The organism is Bacillus sp. AMCV2, assembly GCF_056033925.1.
The window spans coordinates 904,132-926,424 of sequence record NZ_JBVYIB010000002.1; the positions used below are offsets into that span (position 1 = coordinate 904,132).

At 45.3% G+C, this 22,293-nt stretch carries 25 protein-coding genes; 12 read left to right on the forward strand and 13 right to left on the reverse strand.

The annotated features are described in order from the left end of the window. Nucleotides 1-52: 52 nt before the first annotated feature. The 4 genes from AC0OMA_RS04690 to AC0OMA_RS04705 all read right to left on the reverse strand — a co-directional run bounded on the left by AC0OMA_RS04690 (nt 53) and on the right by AC0OMA_RS04705 (nt 3,159). Nucleotides 53-706 carry a TetR/AcrR family transcriptional regulator gene (locus AC0OMA_RS04690; protein WP_015482970.1) on the reverse strand — a complete coding sequence of 218 codons (654 nt, stop codon included), beginning with the start codon at nt 704-706 and terminating at the stop codon, nt 53-55. Between the two features lie 74 nt (nt 707-780). Next, the gene (locus AC0OMA_RS04695; protein ID WP_181218610.1) at nt 781-1,419 is read right to left on the reverse strand and encodes an NAD(P)H-binding protein; all 639 of its coding nucleotides are present in this window, start codon (nt 1,417-1,419) and stop codon (nt 781-783) included. A 16-nt stretch (nt 1,420-1,435) separates the two neighbouring features. After that, on the reverse strand, nt 1,436-2,443 hold the full coding sequence (locus AC0OMA_RS04700; RefSeq protein ID WP_015383135.1) for an ABC transporter permease: 1,008 nt from the start codon (nt 2,441-2,443) through the stop codon (nt 1,436-1,438). Then, nucleotides 2,440-3,159, reverse strand: coding sequence for an ABC transporter ATP-binding protein (locus tag AC0OMA_RS04705; RefSeq protein WP_015383136.1), 720 nt, complete (start codon nt 3,157-3,159; stop codon nt 2,440-2,442). Before AC0OMA_RS04705 ends, AC0OMA_RS04700 begins: the two co-directional genes overlap by 4 nt. Nucleotides 3,160-3,762: 603 nt before the next feature. Here AC0OMA_RS04705 and AC0OMA_RS04710 point away from each other — a divergent pair. Then, nucleotides 3,763-4,851 (forward strand): acyltransferase family protein, encoded by a 1,089-nt coding sequence (locus AC0OMA_RS04710; protein WP_474221946.1) that lies wholly within the window; start codon nt 3,763-3,765, stop codon nt 4,849-4,851. Nucleotides 4,852-4,888: 37 nt separating this feature from the next. Here AC0OMA_RS04710 and AC0OMA_RS04715 read toward each other — a convergent pair whose 3' ends face one another. Together AC0OMA_RS04715 and AC0OMA_RS04720 are read right to left on the reverse strand one after the other, a co-directional pair. Next, nucleotides 4,889-5,506, reverse strand: coding sequence for a TetR/AcrR family transcriptional regulator (locus tag AC0OMA_RS04715; protein ID WP_015482971.1), 618 nt, complete (start codon nt 5,504-5,506; stop codon nt 4,889-4,891). After that, nucleotides 5,472-6,725, reverse strand: a complete 1,254-nt coding sequence (locus tag AC0OMA_RS04720; RefSeq protein ID WP_474221947.1) for an MFS transporter — start codon at nt 6,723-6,725, stop codon at nt 5,472-5,474. Before AC0OMA_RS04720 ends, AC0OMA_RS04715 begins: the two co-directional genes overlap by 35 nt. Before the next feature lie 122 nt (nt 6,726-6,847). Between AC0OMA_RS04720 and bstA the strand changes: the two genes are divergently transcribed. After that, a complete protein-coding gene (bstA, locus tag AC0OMA_RS04725; RefSeq protein WP_015383139.1) occupies nt 6,848-7,384 on the forward strand; it encodes a bacillithiol transferase BstA in 537 nt (178 codons plus the stop codon). On the opposite strand, the gene AC0OMA_RS04730 is transcribed toward bstA, so the two are convergent. After that, the gene (locus AC0OMA_RS04730; RefSeq protein WP_015383140.1) at nt 7,381-8,937 is read right to left on the reverse strand and encodes an MFS transporter; all 1,557 of its coding nucleotides are present in this window, start codon (nt 8,935-8,937) and stop codon (nt 7,381-7,383) included. The genes bstA and AC0OMA_RS04730 overlap by 4 nt on opposite strands. Before the next feature lie 111 nt (nt 8,938-9,048). Continuing rightward, nucleotides 9,049-9,531, reverse strand: a complete 483-nt coding sequence (locus AC0OMA_RS04735; protein WP_014663255.1) for a MarR family transcriptional regulator — start codon at nt 9,529-9,531, stop codon at nt 9,049-9,051. Nucleotides 9,532-9,702: 171 nt separating this feature from the next. Here AC0OMA_RS04735 and mprF point away from each other — a divergent pair, with 171 nt between their 5' ends. Then, nucleotides 9,703-12,273: a bifunctional lysylphosphatidylglycerol flippase/synthetase MprF gene (gene mprF, locus AC0OMA_RS04740; protein ID WP_015482972.1), complete on the forward strand. Its 2,571-nt coding sequence runs from the start codon at nt 9,703-9,705 to the stop codon at nt 12,271-12,273. A gap of 18 nt (nt 12,274-12,291) precedes the next feature. On the opposite strand, the gene AC0OMA_RS04745 is transcribed toward mprF, so the two are convergent. Beyond that, entirely contained in the window at nt 12,292-13,269 is a 978-nt protein-coding gene (locus tag AC0OMA_RS04745) for an ABC transporter substrate-binding protein (RefSeq protein WP_014476203.1), read from the reverse strand. A 130-nt stretch (nt 13,270-13,399) separates the two neighbouring features. On the opposite strand from AC0OMA_RS04745, the gene AC0OMA_RS04750 reads away from it, so the two are divergent. The 4 genes from AC0OMA_RS04750 to AC0OMA_RS04765 all read left to right on the forward strand — a co-directional run bounded on the left by AC0OMA_RS04750 (nt 13,400) and on the right by AC0OMA_RS04765 (nt 17,097). Beyond that, the gene (locus tag AC0OMA_RS04750) at nt 13,400-14,401 is read left to right on the forward strand and encodes a FecCD family ABC transporter permease (protein ID WP_003233570.1); all 1,002 of its coding nucleotides are present in this window, start codon (nt 13,400-13,402) and stop codon (nt 14,399-14,401) included. Continuing rightward, nucleotides 14,398-15,429 (forward strand): FecCD family ABC transporter permease, encoded by a 1,032-nt coding sequence (locus AC0OMA_RS04755; RefSeq protein WP_003243057.1) that lies wholly within the window; start codon nt 14,398-14,400, stop codon nt 15,427-15,429. The genes AC0OMA_RS04750 and AC0OMA_RS04755 overlap by 4 nt, the downstream gene beginning before the upstream one ends. Nucleotides 15,430-15,543: 114 nt before the next feature. Continuing rightward, nucleotides 15,544-16,425: a PhzF family phenazine biosynthesis isomerase gene (locus AC0OMA_RS04760; protein WP_015383143.1), complete on the forward strand. Its 882-nt coding sequence runs from the start codon at nt 15,544-15,546 to the stop codon at nt 16,423-16,425. An 87-nt stretch (nt 16,426-16,512) separates the two neighbouring features. Continuing rightward, complete coding sequence (locus tag AC0OMA_RS04765; protein WP_129092338.1) at nt 16,513-17,097, forward strand: nitroreductase family protein; 585 nt, start codon at nt 16,513-16,515, stop codon at nt 17,095-17,097. A gap of 39 nt (nt 17,098-17,136) precedes the next feature. On the opposite strand, the gene AC0OMA_RS04770 is transcribed toward AC0OMA_RS04765, so the two are convergent. From AC0OMA_RS04770 to AC0OMA_RS04780, 3 genes are all read right to left on the reverse strand, one after another. Then, nucleotides 17,137-17,328 carry a YfhD family protein gene (locus AC0OMA_RS04770; RefSeq protein WP_003233561.1) on the reverse strand — a complete coding sequence of 64 codons (192 nt, stop codon included), beginning with the start codon at nt 17,326-17,328 and terminating at the stop codon, nt 17,137-17,139. A 66-nt stretch (nt 17,329-17,394) separates the two neighbouring features. Then, nucleotides 17,395-17,505: a YfhE family protein gene (locus AC0OMA_RS04775; RefSeq protein WP_003223230.1), complete on the reverse strand. Its 111-nt coding sequence runs from the start codon at nt 17,503-17,505 to the stop codon at nt 17,395-17,397. 54 nt (nt 17,506-17,559) lie between these two features. Further along, on the reverse strand, nt 17,560-18,471 hold the full coding sequence (locus AC0OMA_RS04780; protein WP_474221948.1) for a TIGR01777 family oxidoreductase: 912 nt from the start codon (nt 18,469-18,471) through the stop codon (nt 17,560-17,562). A gap of 88 nt (nt 18,472-18,559) precedes the next feature. On the opposite strand from AC0OMA_RS04780, the gene recX reads away from it, so the two are divergent. From recX to AC0OMA_RS04795, 3 genes are all read left to right on the forward strand, one after another. Then, entirely contained in the window at nt 18,560-19,354 is a 795-nt protein-coding gene (recX, locus tag AC0OMA_RS04785; protein ID WP_047182313.1) for a recombination regulator RecX, read from the forward strand. Nucleotide 19,355: 1 nt separating this feature from the next. Continuing rightward, complete coding sequence (locus AC0OMA_RS04790) at nt 19,356-19,670, forward strand: YfhH family protein (protein ID WP_047182314.1); 315 nt, start codon at nt 19,356-19,358, stop codon at nt 19,668-19,670. A gap of 143 nt (nt 19,671-19,813) precedes the next feature. After that, nucleotides 19,814-21,007: an MFS transporter gene (locus AC0OMA_RS04795; protein ID WP_003243500.1), complete on the forward strand. Its 1,194-nt coding sequence runs from the start codon at nt 19,814-19,816 to the stop codon at nt 21,005-21,007. A gap of 31 nt (nt 21,008-21,038) precedes the next feature. Here the strand turns inward: AC0OMA_RS04795 and AC0OMA_RS04800 are convergent, their stop codons facing one another. Further along, nucleotides 21,039-21,191, reverse strand: coding sequence for a small, acid-soluble spore protein K (locus AC0OMA_RS04800; protein ID WP_003223241.1), 153 nt, complete (start codon nt 21,189-21,191; stop codon nt 21,039-21,041). 124 nt (nt 21,192-21,315) lie between these two features. Between AC0OMA_RS04800 and AC0OMA_RS04805 the strand changes: the two genes are divergently transcribed. Together AC0OMA_RS04805 and AC0OMA_RS04810 are read left to right on the forward strand one after the other, a co-directional pair. Beyond that, nucleotides 21,316-21,585 (forward strand): YfhJ family protein, encoded by a 270-nt coding sequence (locus AC0OMA_RS04805; protein ID WP_003243789.1) that lies wholly within the window; start codon nt 21,316-21,318, stop codon nt 21,583-21,585. 144 nt (nt 21,586-21,729) lie between these two features. Beyond that, nucleotides 21,730-22,248: an SH3 domain-containing protein gene (locus AC0OMA_RS04810; protein WP_100506812.1), complete on the forward strand. Its 519-nt coding sequence runs from the start codon at nt 21,730-21,732 to the stop codon at nt 22,246-22,248. Nucleotides 22,249-22,293: the final 45 nt, after the last annotated feature.

Below are 22,293 nucleotides of genomic sequence, written 5' to 3' on the forward strand. Positions count from 1 at the left end.
TAATACTATCCTAATTGTATATCGTAATTCTCAAAAAAAGATGAGCCAGTGCTCATCTTTTTTGTGTGACCCCGTACAAAATAAATTGAATCGTCCGCTCTTTTTCAAGCTCTTCATCCATTTCCTCTCCCATCAGCAAAAACCGGGTAATGATAAGTCCGATGATAGAAGAGATCGTCGTGCGGATGATGGTATCCGCCGGAAGGTCCCGCAGTTCGCCGGTGCTTTGGAAATGCTCGATAATGTGCTTGAACTTATCGTACACATGTTCATTGAAGACCTGCTTGTACACTTTTCTGAATTCTTCCTGGTAGAAGGCTTCCTGAATAAAGATCTTCAAAACGGGGAAGTGCTTTTTAACAAATTCAAAGCGGTTGTTCAGCATTTCCCGAATGAAGACCTCATATGACGGATAATCCTGCTCAAACACTTCTTTGCTGAAATTTTTGGCGAAAGCAGGGGCAACAACCTTTGTCACCGTTGGCATCACAATTGACAGCAGCAAATCCTTTTTCGTCTTATAATGCCTGAAAATCGTCCCTTCAGCAACGCCGGCTTTTTTGGCTATTTCGCTTGTGGATGTCGAGGCAAATCCTTTTTCAGCAAACATTTCAATAGCCGCACTCAGAATGTGCCGCTGTTTTTCGCTCATTTTTATTTGTTCGCCTTCTATATGCAATAATTCTTCAAGAGATTTCGCATCCATTGTTCGTACTCCTTCTGAAAGCCTGTTCCCTTTATTATAGAAAAGGCGGACAGGGAACACAACCAATCCCGCTGTTAATTTGAGATAAAGGGTGTTTTTTGTGAAAAGGAATGACCCTCAATATGCTGAACTAAAAATGCTGCAATATCTAAATTGGTGATTCTCATTCCCGGCGAATTGAAGAAATCAACTTTTACAGCGTCCTGAGTCTGAGCATCTGTTACAAAAGGAAGTCGGACAAGCGTCCAATCCAATCCGCTGCGTGATAATATATGAAGCTCTTTCTTTTTATCGGCAATCATTTGCGGATAGAGGAGGCGAAAGAGAAGCGCGCCTATTCTATAAACCAATGATTTTCTGTCACCTTCAATATCTAACGAAGCGCCAGTCACTCCGATATATCTGTCTATGTTGTATTCTTTCATGACAGTAACGATGAGTTCTGTCACTGTACTGTATAACGGGACGGCTCTTTCAGGCTGTCCGAACGTATTGACGACGGCGCTGCATCCTTCCAGCAGCGTGCGGATGCTTTGCGGGTGCTGGGCATCTCCGCGAATGACATCAATTCTCTCGTCAATGTGAGGGGGCCGCTCCGGCTGCCTGACGAGCATACGGACTTGATAGCCTTTTGCAAGAGCCTGGCTGGCTATAAAACGGCCTGCTTTACCCGTCCCTCCGATAATGGCGATTTTTTTACTATGATTTGTCAATCATAAAACACCTCTTTTACAGTCTTCGATATTTTTTCAGAATGAGAATGTTTAAGAATGCGAATAAAATGGTGAAGCCCGCCAAGATAAGAAGATCATTTGCGATCTCTGACATGCCTTGGCCTTTCATCATAATCAGCTTCAAGGCGTCTGCTCCGTAGTACAGAGGCATGATCTGCTGCAGTGACTGAAGCCAGCCGGCCAGACTATCCATCGGAAAAAGACCTGAGAAAAACACCTGCGGCACAATGACGAGAGGGACAAATTGAATCAGCTGAAGCTCGTTATTGGCAAACGCTGATAAAAATGTGCCAAGCGTTAAAGCCGTCAAAGAAAGCATTACCGTTACGATTAACACAAGCCAGAACGATCCGCCCTGATACAATCCAAGAATTTGAACAGCATACCAAGTGATCAACACAGATTGGAGGGTTGTAAACAAGCCAAAGCCTAATCCGTATCCGGCGACAATTTCCCAGCGGCGCAGAGGTGTTGAGAGGATCCGGTCAAGCGTGCCGTTCGTCCGTTCTCTTAAAAAAGAAATCCCTGCGATTAAAAAAACAAAGAAGAAAATAAATAAGCCGATTAGTGTCGGACCGGTATAATCAAACGTGCTCAAATCCTCTTTGCCGTAGGCATAAGAGACCTCTGCTGGCTGTTTTTGCTGACTGCCTCCAGTTGTAATGATCTGAAGCAATTGTTTGTTCTTAGACTGGCTGCCATCAAGTGTCACTTTCATATGCTGATTTGTGAATGAAATAAATGCGTCTAGCTGTTCATCATCTATATGCTGTTTTGCATGGGTATTCGAAAATTCTGTCACTTTGATATCTTTTTTCTCCAGTTGCTGCGTCATTTCGTCCGGCAGATGATACCCTCCGACATGAAATGAGTCCTCCTTATGATCAAGGATGAGGTGAACCAAAGTCAAGACCAAAAGCGGAGCCAGCAGCATCAAAAGCAGCGTTCGTTTATCCCGGTAAAATTGCAGAATGATTTTTACGGCAAGTACAGTCACTCTCATGTTGCACTCCCTCCAGAAAGAAGAAAGACATCTTCAATAGATGCTGCTTTGTATTTATTCATCAGTTCTTTAGGCGAACCGCTGTCAATCATTCGGCCATCCCTGATCAGTCCAAGGCGGTCGCATTTTTCAGCCTCATCCATAACATGTGTCGTCACAAGAATGGCGGCTCCGTTTTCTTTCAGACGGCCGAGTTCACCCCAGATCGACCGGCGCAAAACGGGATCAATTCCGACAGTGGGCTCATCAAGAGCAAAAACGTCCGGCTCGTGAACGAGTGTTATCGCAAGGGACAGCCTTCTTTTCATCCCTCCGGAAAAAGCACTTACTTTCTTCTCGGCATGTTCAGTCAAGTCAACCAAGTGAAGAACTTGATCCATCCGTTCACGCTTTCGTTTTCCTTTCATTCCAAACAGCCCGGCAAAAAATGAAAGATTTTCCTTTGCGGTCAAGTCTTCATAAAGCGCGTCAGACTGGCCCATATAACCGATCCGATGAAACATGTTCAAATTTGGCATCGGTGTTCCGCACACAGCAACTGTGCCGGTGGATGGCTTCAGCATCCCGATCATCATTTTAATCAGTGTTGTTTTTCCTGATCCGGAGGGGCCCAGCAATCCAAAGATTTCTCCCTGATTCACAGAAAAGGTAAACGGTTCTAAAACAGTTTTGCTGCTGAATCGTTTGCTGACATCTCGCATTTCTATTACGTCCATATTGATCTGCCTCCTTATTTATTAAAGTGAGTAATCACTCATCAATAAATTACCACGAACAGGGAAGGTTGTAAAGTGAGTAATCACTCATATCGAAATGAAGAATATCGTATTTGAAAAAGCTTAAAAGGGGAAGTTCACCAAATTTCGAAAGCCAGTCAGTCATATACACTGGTGGACTCTGAGGTATGGCGGTGAGATCAGGAGGTCTGATATCAAACATGAACGAGAAACCGAGGGCTGCTTCCTAAAGGGTTATGAAAAGCAAAATCGGCTCACGTGTTTTATACGGCTGATGCGCCCGCCTGGTACATGAAACGGGTGAAACGTGATGCTGATTGGATTATGATCAAGAAAGGCATTTTGCAATTTTTGCGGGATCAAATATATGAATAGGACTTTGTTTTCACGTGTTAAACATCGCACTCTGAATGTTCGGGACAAATGGCTGGAGAATGTCTATTAAAAAAATCATGGATATGAATGGCTGCTAGTCTTTCATGCATAGAGAAAGATAAGACATCAGTCTCTTTTTTAAAATGAATCGTGTGTGTTAAGGTACAACCATCGATTTCTAAAAATTTAAATAAAAGGAGCGCTGTTATGCAAATTAAAGAAATTTTTATGATCCGCTGCATTTCGTGCTTAAGTGTCGTCTTGCTCCATATCATTTCAATGGTCCTGATGCTTCAGGCAGAAGCTCTCGCAGATATTTCTCACACCGTAGATTCTTTCCGCACACTCCTGATGTTCAGCACGCCTGCCTTCATTTTCATCTCTGAATTTTTGCTGGCCCGTTCTTATCCTGACGGGGTGCCAAACGGTTTTTTAAAGAAGCGGGGAAAAGTGATTTTCGTTCCTTTTTTATTTATCGCGGCCATCGATGCACTGCTGATGACCAGTGCGATGGGGGGAGAGATCACCTTTCTCGCGATCGTGCAAAAGTATTTGGCGAACGTATTGTTAGGAAACTTTATCGGATACTTCATTCTCGTCATCTTTCAATTTTACATGCTGCATATGATGTTTCATGAGTATTTGAAAAAAGCATCGCCGAAATGGGTGCTGTCCATCTCATTTGTGGTGACAGCCGCCTATTTAAGCTATTTTTCAGCAGTCAGCCCGGCTCCCGCTTCAGAAGAGGGCGGTGGGTTTCCGTTCTTCTGGGTTCCGTTCGCAGGCTGGCTTTTCTACTTTTGTCTTGCCTACTATTGCGGAAAGGAGTATAAGCGCTTTTTAGCCTTGCTGAACCAATACCGCTTAGTGATATACGGCGCCGCGCTAGCTTCTGCTGCGCTGGTTGTCACTGTTTCTTATGTCGGTGAAATCGGCATGATCAGCTCGAAACGGCCTGATATCATGCTGTATTCGACAAGCATGATTTTCCTGTGCTTTCACTTGTTTTCTAAAATGAAGCATGTGCCGAAAATCATGATGTTTATCAGCAACTATTCCTTTTCGATTTATCTGCTTCATGCTTATTTTATGATCATAGGCTACGTTTTGCTTTTAAATATGCCCGGGATTCCTGCCGTACCGGCTGTTCTCCTGTTGTTTGCCGTGTGCACAGCCGGCCCGATTCTGACCTCATGGGCACTGAATAAATTCAAATACGGTTATTTATTTGTGGGGAAGATTTATCAGCCAAAACAGAAGAAAGCCACATTAGAAGTGCGTGATCACGCAGGGTGAAAACAAGCGGCAGGAGAGAGGTTCCTGCCGCATTTCTTTATTTCTCATCTACTTGCAGTACCGTTTTTAAATACAGTTTTGCAGCTTCAGCAAGTCCAGATACATCAGCCTTTTCTTCATCGAAATATAGCGCGTTCTGGATGATGCCGTCATTCATATTGAGGAAAAATTTCGCGATCGTCGCCAAAGGCTGCAGAGGCTGAAATTCCCCCTGATCGATTCCTTTTTGCAATAGCTTTGAAAACCTTGCCACAAAAAGATCATACCGCTTTTCCAAATACTTCCGCCGTTCTTCATTGCGCCAAGCCGTCACTAAATATTCAAACTGCACCGGCGCCAGTGTATCCGCTGCATCACGCAGGCCTTCAGCCAGTTCATCCAAATAGCTGGAGATGGCGGCCCAAACACTTCGGTGTTCAGCTGAGTCATCAAGCTTTCGGAGCCCTTCATCTAGCCCTGCTTCAATGATTCGCCGAAACATCTCCTCGGTGCTTGAAAAATAAAGATAGACACCGCCTCGGCTGAAACCTGACTCTTCCACAACGTCCTTCATTGTCGTTAATTCGAATCCTTTTCGTTTAAAAACCGTTTTGGCAGCCTCTAAAATCTCTGCCTGCCGTTTATCCTTGTGCTCCTTTGTTACTTTCGGTGACAAGATATCGCCTGCTTTCTGCAACTTTCTTACCTACAAGTGTAATCAACCCGACCATGATCAGCAAGCAGCCACAGACAAGAAAAGCAAGTGATACACCGATCCATTCCGCCAGCACGCCCCCGCCCGCCATGCCGAGGATGGAGGCGAGGGTTGTCGCGCTCTGAATGGCGCCAAACACCCTGCCGCTGTAATCGACAGGCACTGTTGTTTGCACGAGAATTTGAAATGGAATATGGACGAGACCGAAAGCCGCTCCCATGATGAAAAAAGCGAAAATAAAAAGAGCAATGCCGGCTATTCCCATTCCGCTCAGAAATGGCATACCTCCAGTTGCTAGTCCAAGCAGAAAGGTCCCAGATGAGAAATAAAGAAAATAAGATGTGATTCGCCGTCTGCCGGCAATTGACGCCGTAAGGAGCATGCCGGCTCCGCTTACGGCCATGCACCAGCCTGCAAGCTCAGGCGGAGCGCCTGAAAAAGAACGGATAAGAATGATAGCCTGGGAATCACCAATCTGCAAAACAAAGAGAACGACGCAAGCTGTGAGTAAGCCTGTTAAAAGAAGCGGCATCCGTTTCAAATACTGAAGGCCTTCTTTGATAGAAGCAAGTGCTGATGTTTTTTCTTGAGGTGTATTTGCTTTTTGTAAAAAAGCATCTTTGGGGAGGAAAAACAAAATGACAGCGGAAAGAAGAAAGGCGCCGGCGTTGATATAGAAAACAGAATGTATAGAGACAGCAGCGATCAGCATGCCGCCAAGGGCAGGGCCGAAGATTTTTGCGCTGTTATCAATGATGCTGCTGACGGAAACGGCCTGCTGAATGTGTGCTTCCGGAGCCAATTCCTTAAGCTTTCCGTTTTTAGCAGGTGAAAAAAGTGAAGAAAAACAGCTCTGAAGGCATAGCAATACATAAAGCTGCCAAAGCTCACTGACATAAACGCAGCTGATAACAGTGAGGGCACGGCCGATTTCAGACAGAAACATGATCGTTTTTCTGTCAAAACGGTCGGCAAGCAGACCCGATACAGGTCCGAGTACAATGACAGGCAAAGCAAACGACATCATTAAAAGCGACATATCTAATGGTGAAGCATGAAGCTGAAAAGCGGCTAATGTTAGCACGGCCAAAATGTGAAGCCAGTCTCCAAGTGAAGAAATGGTTTGTGAGGCTAACAGTGTCATCAGTCCTTTTTGATTGCGAAACAACGGTTTTTCCATGATTCATCCTCCTGATCATTAAAATGACACTTGTGTCGTTTTTATTGTATGGGAAAAAGACACAATATACAATCTTTTTCTTGTAAAATAAAGGAGAAGATTGAACAGAAGGGAGAACATACATGACAACAGCCAATCTAAGCTATCCAATAGGAGAATACCAGCCGAGGGAATCGGTATCGAAGGAGCAAAAAGATAAATGGATTCAAGTGCTTGAAGAAGTGCCGGCAAAATTGAAGCAAGCTGTAGAGGGCATGACGGACAGCCAGCTTGACACACCGTACCGGGACGGTGGATGGACCGTTCGGCAAGTTATTCATCATCTGGCTGACAGTCATATGAACAGCTATATTCGTTTTAAATTGAGCTTGACGGAAGAGACACCGGCTATCCGTCCGTATGATGAAAAAGCATGGTCGGAGCTAAAAGACTCGAAAACGGCAGATCCGAGCGGCTCACTCGCGCTTTTGCAGGAGCTTCACGGAAGATGGACGGCTCTGCTCCGCACTCTGACGGATCAGCAATTTAAGCGCGGGTTTTATCACCCTGATACAAAGGAAATCATTACCCTGGAGAACGCGCTCGGCCTGTATGTCTGGCACTCACATCACCATATCGCTCATATTACGGAGCTTTCCAGACGGATGGGGTGGTCTTAACGCTTTTGCCGGCGGAAAGCCGGAATACTGATAGCAGCAATCACCAGAAGTGAGATCACAGCAGCCGCTGCATATAAATGATCATAGCCGCTGGCGACACTCGCATGAATGGCGTCGCTTATCGCGGTTTTGACTTCAGGAACGGGAATGCGTTCGATTTGTTCTTGTAAAGAAGAAACATCAGAACTGTCGATCTCCGGAATCATCTGCATCGCCTTTTCTGAATATCCGCTGTCCGATAAGCGGCTGCTGATCTCATCACCTATTTGGTCAAACCCGGCTGTGATAAAACCTGCATAAAGAGTAGGCGCCAAGGTCAGTCCAATTTGCCTTACTAATGAAAGCGTGCCAAGAGCTGTACCCTTATTTGTTTTTGCCGCTTCTGATACAAGGACGTTCAGCGGAGCGCCTAACAGAAAGCCAAAACCGATCCCAGCTGCCACACTTGCGATCACAAACTCCCATTTTTCCGTCACCCAGAGCGGAAATAAAGCAAACCCCGCACATGAGATGATTCCCGAAAGAATAACGGTTTTTACAGGACCTTTTTTGTCGGTAAGCGCTCCGCCAAGCCAAGCGCCGATTCCGGAAGCCAACGCAAGCGGTGTCATCCAATAGCCTGCTTTTGCGGCAGGGACACCCAAATACTGTTCGACATATGACGGGATAAAAATGACTGCCGCCAAGAGCCCCCCGGATAACAAACCGATGATAAGCGTGCGCTGAAACATATGGTTTCGCAGCAGAGAATACGCCAAAATCGGATCGCCTCCTCGCATTTCAACTCTCTTTTCATACGAGATAAGCGCTGCAAAACAAAGTATGCCAAAAATAATACATCCATAAACCTCCGGATTCCCCAAGCTGTGTAAGAGATTTGCCCCATCAAGGTTCGTCATGCCGTACATCACGGCTAAAATCGACAGTGATAGAAGGAAGATTCCGGCCGCATCGAGGCGCTTAGCTTCAGGTGCTTTTGTTTCCGCGATAAAATATGCGCCGAGTACAACCAATAGCACGGCAATCGGCAAATTAATCAAAAATAGCCAATGCCAAGACCCGGTCCAATCAAGCAGAAAGCTTCCGATATTTGGCCCGAGCACAGCGGCCATCCCGTTCATTGCGCCAAGCAGCCCAAGGGCCTTCCCCTGTTTTTCCTTTGGGAGGGTCGCGAGAATGTGAGAGCTGCCGATGATGAAAATCCCGCCGCCTCCAAGCGCCTGAATCAGCCGCGATATCAGAAAGAGCGGGAAGCTTTGGCTCAAAGCAACAAGCAAAGAACCAAATCCGAACAGGCAAACCTCAATGAGAAAGAGTTTTTTTCTGCCGTAGCGGTCGGAAAGCTTTCCGACGATTGGCACACTGACGCTAAGACCTAGCGTATAAAGGGTAATGCCCCATGATCCCCAGGAAGGTGAAACGGCAAACGACTCGTTTATCGTTGTTAAAGCAGCTGAAATAATTCCGTTATCCAGCGCAGCCATAAACACACCAATCGTAAACAGGCTGATCGCCCACTTTTGGCTTTTCTGCTCTGTTAATGCTTCAGACATATTTATCAACCCCCTTTTTGTTCACTCAAAGTATATTATTCATTTTAAATGAACTAAATGTCAAATAAAAAAAGCCTGCTCCCGCAGTTTGCGGATGACAGACTTACAGATTTATTCTTTTTTTGCTTTCTCTAATGCTCTTGAAAGGATAGACAGCCCTTCGGAAACAGCCTGTTTTTCTTCAGGGGACAGCAGCTCTAATGAACGCTTCAATTTCAGGTGGCCTTTTTCATACAAACCCCGGAAAATATTTTTCGCATTCTCTGTCAACTGAACAACTACAGAGCGGCGGTCCTCTTCAGAATGTGAGCGTTTGACAAATCCTGATTTTTCAAGCCGGTCAAGCAGCCCAGTTGTATTGGACAGGGAAGCCCCCATTTTTTCAGCAATGTCGCTCACTTTTAATGTTCCATGGTTGTTTAATAGCATCAGCACCTTCATTTGCGGCATGCTCATATCCAGCTTCATCCACTCGGACACATCACCGAGCCCGGCGGAAGTTAAGACTTTCATATAGAGCACCCATATTTCCCGTTCCTCCGATGAAAGAATGTTTTCGTTTAATACTGTTGTATCGTGTAAATTATATTCCATTTCATCACTTCCTCATCATTCACTCCTCTTACCATATTACTCGATTTTCACTCCTGAAAGAAAGTGAGCAGAAACCGCATGCGGGACTTTGTTCGAAAAATAACGGTAGTGTATAATGAGTTGGAGATTATTGGGGGAGAGGATCGAACTAGAATATGATTGGAGAGACCATTGCTGATTAAAAAGAATGCTATATCAATATTAAAAATCGTTTTTCCTATTGCTGTTTTGCTATTTGTTATTTATCAATCGAAAAAAGAACTGACAAATCTGTCATTCAAACGTACGCTCATGGTCATCAACGGACTGGAACGAACGGACTTATTCATGCTTGTGTTGATTGGCTTGCTGGCTGTTGCGGCCATGTCGCTGTATGATTACGTCCTGAAATACTCACTGCGCCTATCGATCACAAATGGAAAAGTATTCAGGGTTTCCTGGATCGCCAACTCATTTAATAATGTGCTGGGATTCGGCGGTTTAGCCGGAGTCGGGTTAAGAATGATGTTCTATAAGGAGCATACGAAAGACCATAAGGCACTCGTGAAAGGAATCGCTTGGCTCACATCATCTATGCTGCTCGGATTATCTGTTTTCAGCATTTTCGTCGCTGCGAGAGTGCTGCCAGTGGATGAAGTGATTCATGAAAAGCCTTGGCTATGGGCGGTCGTTATCGGTTTTGCGCTGATATTGCCGCTGTCTTTGGCGGTGTCCAAAATAAAAGACCGCAAAGCTGGGGACGAAGAGAATGCGGATAAAGTGAAAAATCCGATTTTCGCATATATTGGAGCTTCAGTTGTTGAATGGCTCATGGCCGGGACCGTCATCTATTTTGCTTTGTTCGCTATGGGCATTCATGCAGATATCAGGTATGTGTTCGGGGTGTTCGTCATTGCGGCGATCGGAGGAATGATCAGCCTCGTGCCGGGCGGCTTCGGCTCGTTTGACCTTTTATTTTTGCTGGGGATGGAGCAGCTTGGCTATCATCAGGAGGCCATCGTTACTTCTATTGTGTTGTACAGGCTCGCCTATTCATTTATCCCATTTATCTTAGGACTGTTCTTTGCCGCAGGCGACCTGACGGAAAATACAATGAAGCGGCTCGAAACGAACCCGCGCATCGCACCGGCAATTGAGACGACAAACGTTCTGCTTGTTGTTCAGCGTGCGGTATTAGTGAGAATTTTGCAAGGCTCGCTTTCCCTTATTGTGTTCGTAGCAGGTCTGATTGTCCTGGCCTCAGTTTCCTTGCCGATTGACAGGCTGACGGTTATACCGCACATTCCGCGCCCGGCGCTTTTGCTGTTCAACGGTCTGTCCTTAAGCTCAGCGCTCATTCTGCTGATTTTGCCGATCGAGCTTTATAAACGGACAAAACGTTCCTATACGATGGCCATTACAGCGCTTGTCGGCGGCTTTGTGTTCAGCTTTTTAAAAGGGCTTAACATCAGCGCGATATTCGTACTGCCGATGATTATCGTATTGCTTGTGCTATTGAAAAAACAATTTGTCCGCGAACAGGCATCCTATACACTGGGACAATTGATATTCGCTGTGGCGCTGTTTACTGTGGCGCTCTTTAACTACAATCTGATCGCGGGCTTTATTTGGGACCGGATGAAGAAGGTGCTGCGTCACGAATATTTCGTCCACAGCACCTCGCATATTACACATGCAACCATCATGGCGATCATTATTGTGCCGCTGTTCTTCTTGATATTTACAGTGGTCTATCATAAGAGAACGAAACCGATCGGAGAGAAAGCTGACCCTGAGCGTCTTACTGCGTTTCTCAATGAAAAAGGCGGCAACGCGCTGAGCCATCTTGGTTTTCTTGGAGATAAGCGGTTTTATTTTTCTAGTGATGGGAATGCACTGCTTCTGTTTGGGAAAATCGCCAGAAGGCTGGTCGTGCTCGGCGATCCGTCTGGCCAAAGAGAATCATTCCCGCTCGTGCTGGAAGAATTTCTGAACGAAGCGCATCAGAAGGGATTCAGTGTTTTGTTCTATCAAATTGAACGAGAGGACATGGCGCTGTATCACGATTTTGGCTACAACTTCTTTAAACTTGGCGAGGAAGCATATGTAGATTTAAATACATTTACCTTGACTGGGAAGAAAAAAGCCGGCCTTCGGGCAATCAATAACCGCTTTGAGCGGGAGGAGTATACTTTCCATGTGGATCATCCCCCATTTTCTGATGCGTTTTTGGAGGAGCTGAAGCAAATCTCAGACGAATGGCTCGGCTCGAAAAAAGAGAAGGGATTCTCGCTCGGATTTTTTGATCCTTCCTATTTACAGAAAGCGCCGATCGCCTATATGAAAAATGCAGAAGGAGAGATCGTTGCATTCGCAAATGTCATGCCGATGTACCAGGAAGGAGAGATATCGGTTGATCTGATGCGCTATCGCGGCGACGCTCCAAATGGCATTATGGACGCATTGTTTATCCGTATGTTTTTATGGGCAAAGGAAGAGGGCTGCACGTCATTTAATATGGGGATGGCACCCTTGGCCAATGTCGGCACTGCCTTTACATCCTTCTGGTCCGAAAGGTTTGCTGCTGTCATTTTTAATAATGTCAGATACATGTACAGCTTCAGCGGCCTAAGAGCCTTTAAAGAAAAATACAAACCGGAGTGGCGAGGGAAATACTTGGCGTATCGGAAAAACAGATCTCTTTCTGTCACCATGTTCCTCGTTACACGTCTGATTGGCAAAAGCAAAAAAGACTCCGTCTAATAAGACGGAGTCTTTTTTTTATTTCGTTTTTAAGAAGTAGGTTTCAATATCATCAAGCAGGTAGTTTGCGGCTTTAATTCCGCCTGCGGTTGTCCACACGACGTCATCGACTTCATGTGCATTACCTGATTTCACGGCCTTTAGGTTTTTCCATAGTGAACTGCTTGTCCACTGATTGGCCCATTTTTCATTTTCCTTTGCATTATCGGCTTTATAAGTGAAATAAAACAGCACATCAGCATCCATATCAGGAATAGATTCTTTACTGTCGGTTGAGAACGTAAATTGGTCCTTTTGTTTCTTGAACAGTTCTACTTGTTTTTCAGGGCGTTTGAAGCCAAGCTGGTCTAAAATAATCCCTGAGAATGAATCGGTATAATAGATTCTTGATTCACCGGATAAAAAGCGTACGACTGAAACTGTTTTGTTAGTCTGGTCGCCCAGCTTGTTTTTTAAATCAGAAACGCGTTTATCAAAATCGGCAATGACTTCCTTGCCTTTATCCGCCTTATTCACCGCGTTGGCGTATAGAGTCAGGTTATCCTTCCAGTTCCCGGCCAAAGATTCAGCGAAAACAGTCGGCGCAATCGCATTTAACTGATCATAAATTTTTTCCTGGCGCACTTTGTTTCCAATAATCAAATCAGGCTTTAATTCTGCGATGGCTTCCACATTCGGTTCCGTTTCAAGACCGACGTTTTTAACACCTTTCATGTCATCTTTCAGATAGTCATACCACGGGTCGCCCTTCCATGACTTTACGGCTCCGACCGGCTTAATGCCAAGCGCTAAGAGCGCCTCTGTTCCTTCATTAGTTAAAACAACAATCCGTTTTGGATTGGCGGGGATGTTGTCTGATGTCCCCATTGCATGTTTGACCGTTCTTGTTTTGCTGCTTGACCCCTCGCTGTTGCTTGAACTTTCTGAACTATTACAGGCAGAAAGTACCATAACGGCCATTAAAAATACGAATAGCATGCTGATATGCTTTTTCATCTTTTTCCTCCCAATATTGAAATTCATTATCATTTAGATCATAATAAGCAGTGTTAAGAGTGTCAATCCCTAATTGAGGATTATTCTCAAAAACAAACATTACATAGTGAATAACTAGGAGAATTAGATCATGATCTGCAAAAAGGCATCTTCAAAATGGATTGTGTTAGTATGTCTGATTTTCATTTTACTGGCGGCTGTCTGCGCAAGCGTCGTGTATGGCTATACAGGTACGTCATGGAGACAGGTCTATCAGGCGTTTACTTCCTTCAACGGAACAAATGAGCATGTCATCATCAAGGATGTCAGGCTTCCGCGCGCTTTGGTTGCGACAGTCGTCGGCGCCTCGCTTGCAGCCGCAGGCGCTCTCATGCAGGCGCTCACAAAAAATCCGCTTGCGTCACCGGGGATTTTCGGGATTAACGCCGGTGCAGGTTTTTTTATTGTTGCCGGATCGTTTTTTCTGCATATTCAGTCACCTCAGGCATTAGTATGGAGCTCGTTTCTGGGGGCAGCATTTACCGCCGCGATCGTCTATGCAGCAGGCTCGCTTGGGAGGGAAGGGCTGACGCCAATCAAACTGACGCTGGCGGGAGCTGCCATGGCAGCCATGTTTTCTTCTCTGACACAGGGCTTGCTGTCTGTCAACGAACTCGAGCTTGCCCAGGTGCTTTTTTGGCTGACTGGCTCTGTGCAGGGCCGGAGTCTGGATCTGTTGATGACGATGTTTCCATATGCAGCGGCAGCGCTGGTAATCTGCTTCTTTCTCGGCCAAAAAATTAATCTCCTCGTTATGGGAGAAGATGTGGCAAAAGGACTCGGCCAAAAAACAGGCCTGTTAAAATTTGTGATGGCGCTTTGTGTTGTCATGCTTGCAGGGTCCGCTGTCGCCATTGCCGGGCCGATTTCTTTTATCGGCATCATTATTCCGCATTTTGCCCGCTTTGTCGTTGGTAATGATTATCGCTGGGTTCTGCCATTTTCCGCTGTTTTGGGTGCCATTTTGCTTGTTTGCGCGGATATCGGTGCGCGATATATCATTATGCCTCAGGAAGTTCCTGTCGGGGTCATGACCGCCATCATCGGAATGCCTGTGTTTGTGTACATAGCAAGAAGGGGGGCGAAGCTATGAAACTTCGTTTTGGCGTTACTGCGGCTGAAAAGAAAGCATGGATCGTCTTTTTGGTTTTACTGGGGTTAACAGCTGCTGTACTCATCATAAGCGCTGGTCTCGGACAAAGGTTTATTCCTCCCTGGGATGTAGCAAAAACATTCTTTGGTGCAGGTTCCAAGCTGGATGAACTGATGATCATGTCGTTCCGCATGCCAAGAATTTTGACGGCTTTATGCGCCGGTGTCTGCTTGGCAGCGGCAGGCGCGATATTGCAGGGGCTCGTCAGAAACCCTCTCGCATCTCCGGATATTATCGGAATAACAGGAGGAGCGGCAGTAGCGGTCGTGCTTTTAATGATGTTCTTCTCAGACCGCAGCAGTTCACTTACGATCAGTCTGTCATGGCTTCCAGCAGCAGCATTTATCGGCGCATCGGCTGTCGGGCTCATCGTCTATTTACTGGCATACAAAAATGGCGCCTCCACATTTCGGCTGGTGCTTATCGGAATCGGATTTTCAATGTCGGCGCAGGCGATGACTACCCTGCTGATGATCAAAGGTCCGATTTACCGGGCATCACAAGCCAATGTATATATCACTGGGTCAGTTTATGGCTCAAACTGGCAGCATGTAAAAATAGCTATTATCTTATCTGTCATTCTCTTATTCATTTGTTTTGTCGCGCTAAAAAATATGAATATACAGGTGCTGGGTGAAGATATTGCGGCGGGTGCAGGAAGCGCTGTGCAGCGAAATCGTTTTTTCTTGCTCCTTTTGAGTACGGCTCTTACTGGTTGTGCAGTTTCAGTTGCCGGCACAATCGGTTTTGTCGGGCTGATGGCGCCCCATATTGCAAGACGGCTTGTCGGCTCATCTTATGGCGCCCTGCTCCCAGCGTCGGCACTTATTGGAGCTCTGCTCGTTTTAACAGCTGATATCGTCGGCAGAACCTTATTTGCCCCGGTGGAAGTGCCGGCCGGCGTCTTTACAGCGGCTATCGGCGCACCTTATTTTATTTATTTGCTCTATAAAACAAGAAATTCTTGATCGTTACACCCATTTTCTTAAAAAAGAAAATGGGTTTTTTTGATAATGACTGAAGATTCGTAATTATTTTTGCTATACTGACAGAGACATTGATAAAGAAAGGGCGGCAGATGAATGAAAGAAGCAGAGGTATTAAAATATGAAGCATTTACAAGCAGTCCCGGCAAAGGAAACCCTGCAGGCGTCGTTTTGCAGGGAGACGATTATACGGAAGACGAGATGCAGATCATAGCTGAGCGTGCCGGGTATTCAGAAACTTCCTTTATCCGAAAAAGCGAGTCGGCCGATCTTGAACTCCGTTACTTTACACCTGGACACGAAATGAATTTGTGCGGTCATGCGACAGTTGCTTCTCTTTACGCATTATGTGAGAAAGGAATGCTGGAGAGCGGTAAAACGTACAGCATCCAAACGAAAGCGGGTATCCTGCCTGTGAAGATTTCTGAAAAAGATGGCCGTATTCATATCACGCTTGAACAGGCCTCTCCGCAATTCAAACCATTTACAGGCGATCGGAAAAAACTTGCGGACGCACTGGGTATCACCGAAGAGGATTTTCATGAAGACCTTCCGATTGTGTTTGGCAGCACTGGCATATGGACAGCCATCGTTCCGCTTAAATCATTGGAGGCTTCCAAAAAAATGGTGCCAGATAACAAACAATTTCCGGAAGTGTTAGTTGATCTGCCAAAAGCTTCAGTCCATCCGTTTACCTTTGAAACCGTCCATCCCGACAGCGACCTGCACGGACGCCACTTTTCATCCCCGTATTCGGGAACGATTGAAGACCCCGTGACTGGCACAGCATCCGGCGTGATGGGGGCTTATATGAAACAATATGGCAATGCCAAGCAGTATAAATTTATCATTGAACAAGGGCAGGAAATTGGAAAAGACGGAAAAGTGGAGATCAAAATGAACGAAGCCGGCGGCCATGTGAAAGTGAACATGACAGGAACAGCTGTTTACTCAGAAACCCGTATTCTTAAAATCTAATACGGATGATGGTTTACAAAAAGATGCACTTTCCGTTATCATTATGAAATGATAATCATTTTCAATTGCATAGGAAGGTGAGACGGTATGCCTCAAACCGAACAAATACATCAGCATTCAGCACTGCGGGACATCATACGCAGCAGAAGATCGATTCGAAAGTTTAAACAAGAGCCAGTACCTTCAGCAGTCATTCTTGACATGCTTGAAACGGCAAAATATGCGCCAAATCACAGAGTGACAGAGCCATGGAGATTTATTTACGTTTCCAGTGAGACAGGTAAAGCGAACCTCATCAATACATTTGCAGCGTTCTCTAAGAAATCCAAGCCGGATATGACAGAGGAAAAGCTTCAAAATTTCAAAAACACACTTGGGCGCGTACCGGGATTTCTCCTCGTCGTGTTTCAGGAAGATGAAAACGAAAGAGCGCGGGACGACGATTTTGCGGCAACAAGCTCGTTGATTCAAAACCTTCAGCTTCTTGCTTGGGAAAAAGGAATCGGCATGGTTTGGAAAAGCGGAAAAATCCTATACGACAAAGAAGTCCATCAGGCCTTTGGTTTGCAGGATAATGAGCGTTTCGCCGCCATCATACAAACAGGTTATCCTGACGAGGCGCCGGAAGTGAAAAAACGCACACCGATCCGCGACCGGTTCACTGAAATGTAAAAAAACCCCTTGTCTCAAACGGAGACAAGGGGTTTTTCATTAACGAGATTTCTTTTTCGCTCTGTTGTCGGCTGCTTTTGCACGCTCTTGCGCTTCGCGGTCATCTGCATCAGCAAGCTCGGTTGAATATTCTTCGTAAACGCCGTCAGTTTCCCTTTTTAATGCATCAGGAACTTGTGGAAGCTTTTGTTTGTTTTTATCACGGTTTTTGTGGATATGATTTCTGCCCATATCAAATTCCCCCTAAAAAGTGATATCAAACAAATATAGTATTTGGTTTTAAGGGGCTATGTATTCCTACTTCCGCTTAGCAGCTTTTTCCGCTTTTTTAAATTCGCCTGAATAAAGAACTTCCTGCATTTTTTTCAGGTTGGCGCCTTGCTGGTGCTTCTCCCTCTTTTTTTCCATAAAAAGGACCTCCTTCAACCATGTTATTCTTAAGGTTGACGCTTCCTGCTGTTTTTATACAGTCTTTCGGTCCGCTATCAGCTGTGAGAGTGCAAATTCAAGATCTGAATATGTAAAACGAAATCCAGAGGTTATCGCTTTTTTAGGAAGAGCGCGCTGTCCTTTCACAATCAAAAGACTCATTTCACCCAATGCTTTTGATAAAAAGAATTCCGGGACGGGGAGCCAGTGCGGGCGGTGCTTCACCCGTGCAATCGTTTTTCCGAATTGCTTCATGTCCACAGGATTGGGCGCGGTGACATTCATTGGGCCTGAGATGCCGGCGTTTTCCACCGCATATCGAATCATCTGGGCCGCATCCTCGACATGAATCCATGACAGCCACTGCCTTCCCGTTCCGATCGTTCCGCCGGCCAGAAACTTATAGGGGAGAACCATAAGCGGGAGAGCGCCTTTTTCTCCAAGCATCACGCCAAATCTCGCATAAACCATCCGGATGCCCATCGCCTCAATATGCTGTCCTTCCTTTTCCCACAGGCGTGCAGTATGGCTGAGAAAATCCTCATCTGACGTTGCAGAATCCTCTGTGAAAGTTTTCTCAAGGCTTGTGCCGTAAATACCCACGGCACTGGCTTGGATCAATGTCTTCGGCTTCTCCTTCTGTTTCTGAATAAGCCGCTGCACTTCACGCGTCGCATTGATACGGCTGGAGAGAATGTGCTGCTTTGTTTTATTTGTCCAGCGGCCAAAAATCGATTTTCCCGCAAGGTTTATCCAGACATCAATATGAGGAAGTTCCTGCTCCGGGGAGGCTCGTTCCGTCAGCCATTGGACATATGTCATATTTTTTTGTTCAGTTTCCCTTGCGTTTCTTGATAAAATATAAACATGGTGTCCCTGGCGGGTAAGAACGCCTGTCAGATGCTGGCCGAGAAAACCGGTTCCGCCCGTCATTGCGATATTCATGAACATCTCTCCTCATCGTTCTAATAAATATACTTTACCTCATTGTAATAAAAGAAAACGTGTTTCAGGCCTGAGAAGGGAGATTAAGATGCCGTTTATTACAAAAATATCAACGCAAAAAAAGAATACGGAACGCTTCAATATTTTTCTGGATGATAAATACGCCTTCAGCGTGGACGCGGATGTGCTCGTGAAATTTGAGCTCAAGAAGGGAAAAGAACTCGATGATCTTGACATCATTGAGATTCAATACGGCGATGAAGTGAAGAAAGGCTTCAACCGTGCGCTTGACTTTTTATCCTATCGAATGCGGTCGACGAAAGAGGTCGAGGACCACTTAAAGAAAAAAGAAACCTCGCCCCCCGTCATTGCGGAAGTCATCCATAGGCTTAACGATTACAAGTACTTAAACGACCAGGAATTTGCCGCAGCCTATGTCAGCACTCACAAAAAAACAAACGGAAAAGGCCCTGATGTTTTGTTCAGAGAGCTAAGAACGAAGGGAATTGATGACGATACAATTAAGGAGGCGCTAAGTTCCTTTTCCTTTGAAGATCAGACAAGAGAAGCGGTCAAGCATGTTGAAAAGCTTCTCAAAAAAGATAAAAAGCTTTCGACGAAAGAACTCAAACAGCGCGCCCAGCTGCAGCTTCAGCGCAAGGGCTTCTCATTTGATGTTATCAGCGCGGCGATGGATCAGATTGAATATGAAAATGATGAAGACACAGAGAAAGAAGCGCTGCGCCTTCACGCGGAAAAAGCGTTTAGAAAATACCGCTATGACGGCTCATATGAAAGCGCCATGAAGGTCAAACAATTTTTATTCCGTAAAGGATTCTCACTCGATTTAATCGAGCAATTACTGCAGGAAGAGGAGTACTGAAATGGAGAAACGATACAGTCAAATGACACCTCACGAACTCAATACCGAAATCGCATTACTTTCTGAAAAAGCAAGAAAAGCCGAACAGCATGGAATCATAAACGAACTGGCAGTGCTCGAACGGAAAATTACGATGGCAAAAGCATATTTACTGAACCCGGAAGATTACTCACCGGGAGAAACATATCGTGTGGGAGATACTGAGGACGAGTTTACCATCAGTTATTTAAATGGCGTTTTCGCATGGGGATACAGAACCTCTTCCCCTCAGCAAGAGGAAGCGCTGCCAATCTCAGTATTGAAAGAAAAAGAATAAAGCGTAACGGGGAGGCTGATGATCAGCCTCTTTTTGTTTGCAGCACATTTACACGAATTCTTAAAGAAAAAATCATTGAATTCACTTCAAAAATCTTTTAAGATGAAACTCGTTGTTTTTTAAAATCAAAGGAGGCGATGACGTTGAGTATCAAAAACCCATCTGTAAAATTTATTATATTTGTTCTTATGATTTGTACATTTTCAATCGGCTATACAGAATACGCGGTGATGGGTATTTTGACGTCGATTGCCAATGACTTTCATATACAGGTTTCATCCGCAGGGCTTCTTGTCACGGCTTATGCGGCAAGCGTTTGTTTGACAGGACCGCTCGTCACCATCATTTCCGTCAAGCTTCCGAGAAAGCCTGTGCTTCTTGGGCTGATGGCGATATTTATCCTTTCAAACCTGATGAGCGCACTGGCGCCGAATTTTGCTGTATTGGCCATTTCAAGAATTTTATCTGCGTCCATACACGGCGCTTTCTTCGCGATTGCCATGGTATTCGCAAGTGAAATGGTTCCGCCGGAAAAGCGTGCTGCAGCTGCTGCTTCAATGAACGGCGGACTGACAGTGGCTCTAATGCTTGGTGTTCCATTCGGCTCTTATCTTGGAGATGTCCTGAATTGGAGAGCGGTGTTTTCCATCATTACGGCACTTGGTGTCATCGGATTTTTAGGCCTTATGGCTGCAGTGCCGAACAGAAAACCAAAGGTGATCCCAATGCTTATGAATGAGTGGGGGGTTTTTAAACACAAACAAGTGCTGTTTTCCTTCGCGATTACCATTTTAGGCTATTCCGGTGTCTTTATCGCCTACACCTTTATCGAACCCATTTTGAGGCATTCAGCCGGATTCAGCACGGTTGGCATTACAGGTGCTCTCTTTGCGTATGGATTAGGAGGCGTTGCCGGGAATTTCTTTGCGGGAAAAGTACCGCTGCCTTTGCTGACTCGGACGATGATCGGCGTAATGATCGGTTTAATCGGTGTTCTGGCTGTATTTCCTTACATCGCCATTTACCCGGCTGCAGCCATTGTGGCAACGTTCCTATTCGGGGCATGCGCATTCGGCACGCCGCCTCTTCTGCAAACAAAGGTCATTTCCTCATCTGAGGGCGGCACAACCATTGCCGCAGCTGTCAGCGTATCAGCATTTAACCTTGCCAATGCCCTTGGTGCATGGATCGGGGGAATGATTTTAAACGGAACAGGCTCTTATTCCTGGCTGTTTGCAGGAGGTGCGCTTATGACTGCATGCGGACTTGTGCTTTCTACCTTCGCACACTTATCAGAAAAGAAGAGCGTCTACGAATATCAAGTCAATAAAGGGTAAAAACAGCTGCAGTGTATGCAGCTGTTCTTCTTTACCGTTTGCCTGAGGCTCTCATTCTTTCTTGAGGATGCTGATTGATAGATCCGTCAGCACGCTTTGAAGCATAGTCGTCCTTTGCTCTCGGTTCACCCTGAAATTTGTTTTCGTTTTCGTAAGGAAATCCTTTTTCTTTATTTCGGACCATGTCATATCCCCCTAGATTCGAGATCAAAAAGTTGCGTCTTTCCAGATGAAGACGTAAGGTTAGTATATGGAGAACACCGCGTAATAAAGCGTTATTTTTTTCCTGAAGAAAGGAGACTGCACACATGAATATGTACATTGAGAAACTGACTAATCTGCTTCTGGAAAAGAACGAGATGATCAGCTATATACAGGCAAAAACGTGGGTGGAATTGTTATGGAGCGATTTCGAAGCAACCTATGCAAAAGCCGGACACGCCTATCAAGGTGAAAAAATGACTGAAAAAATCGTCACACAATGGATTGAAAACTATGGCGGCCAGCTCCACCTTTTTCAAAGCTCCCGTAACGACGTGAATGATTACTTAAATCAAAGCAGAGGCCTTTTGCATTAAAAACCTGCCGTTAACGACCGGCAGGTTTTTTCATTTTCTTAAAATTACCTTAACAGGAAGAAATCATAAACAAAACATGTTTCACCAGCCTGTCAATCAGGGAATACCACTTATATCTTGTCAAAATGCGAGGAGGAGCTTTATATGAAAAAGAAACAAGTAATGTTCGCTTTAACAGCTGCCGCAGGACTGGGTTTGACAGCACTTCATTCCGCTCCCGCAGCAAAAGCTGCGCCCCTTCATGATATATCTGTCAGCATGCCATCATCCGATTCTTACATCATAAAAACAGGAAAGCTGAATGTCCGGACTGAGCCAAATCATAAAGGTGACATTCTCGGCACTGTATCATCAGAACAAAAAGTAAAAGTCTATGGATTTGTAAATGCCGATTGGGCTCAAATTCATTTCAAAGGAAAAAAAGCGTATATTTCAACCCACTTTTTAATGAAAACCGCAAGCCAAGCGAAAACAATGAAACAGACAGCCTTCTATGCACCGACGCCCGAAAATGGAAAAGCTAAACAGCTCTCATCTGGAACAGAGGTGACAATACTTGGGTGGGGATTCAGTGAAAACGGCGGATTTGACTTCACTTGGGCGTTCGTGGATTATGGCGGAGTTAAAGGCTATATTCACACAAAGGATTTACAAATGCGATAAAAAGGCAGGCCGAGGCTTGTCTTTTTGCCTATGCATGAAACATTT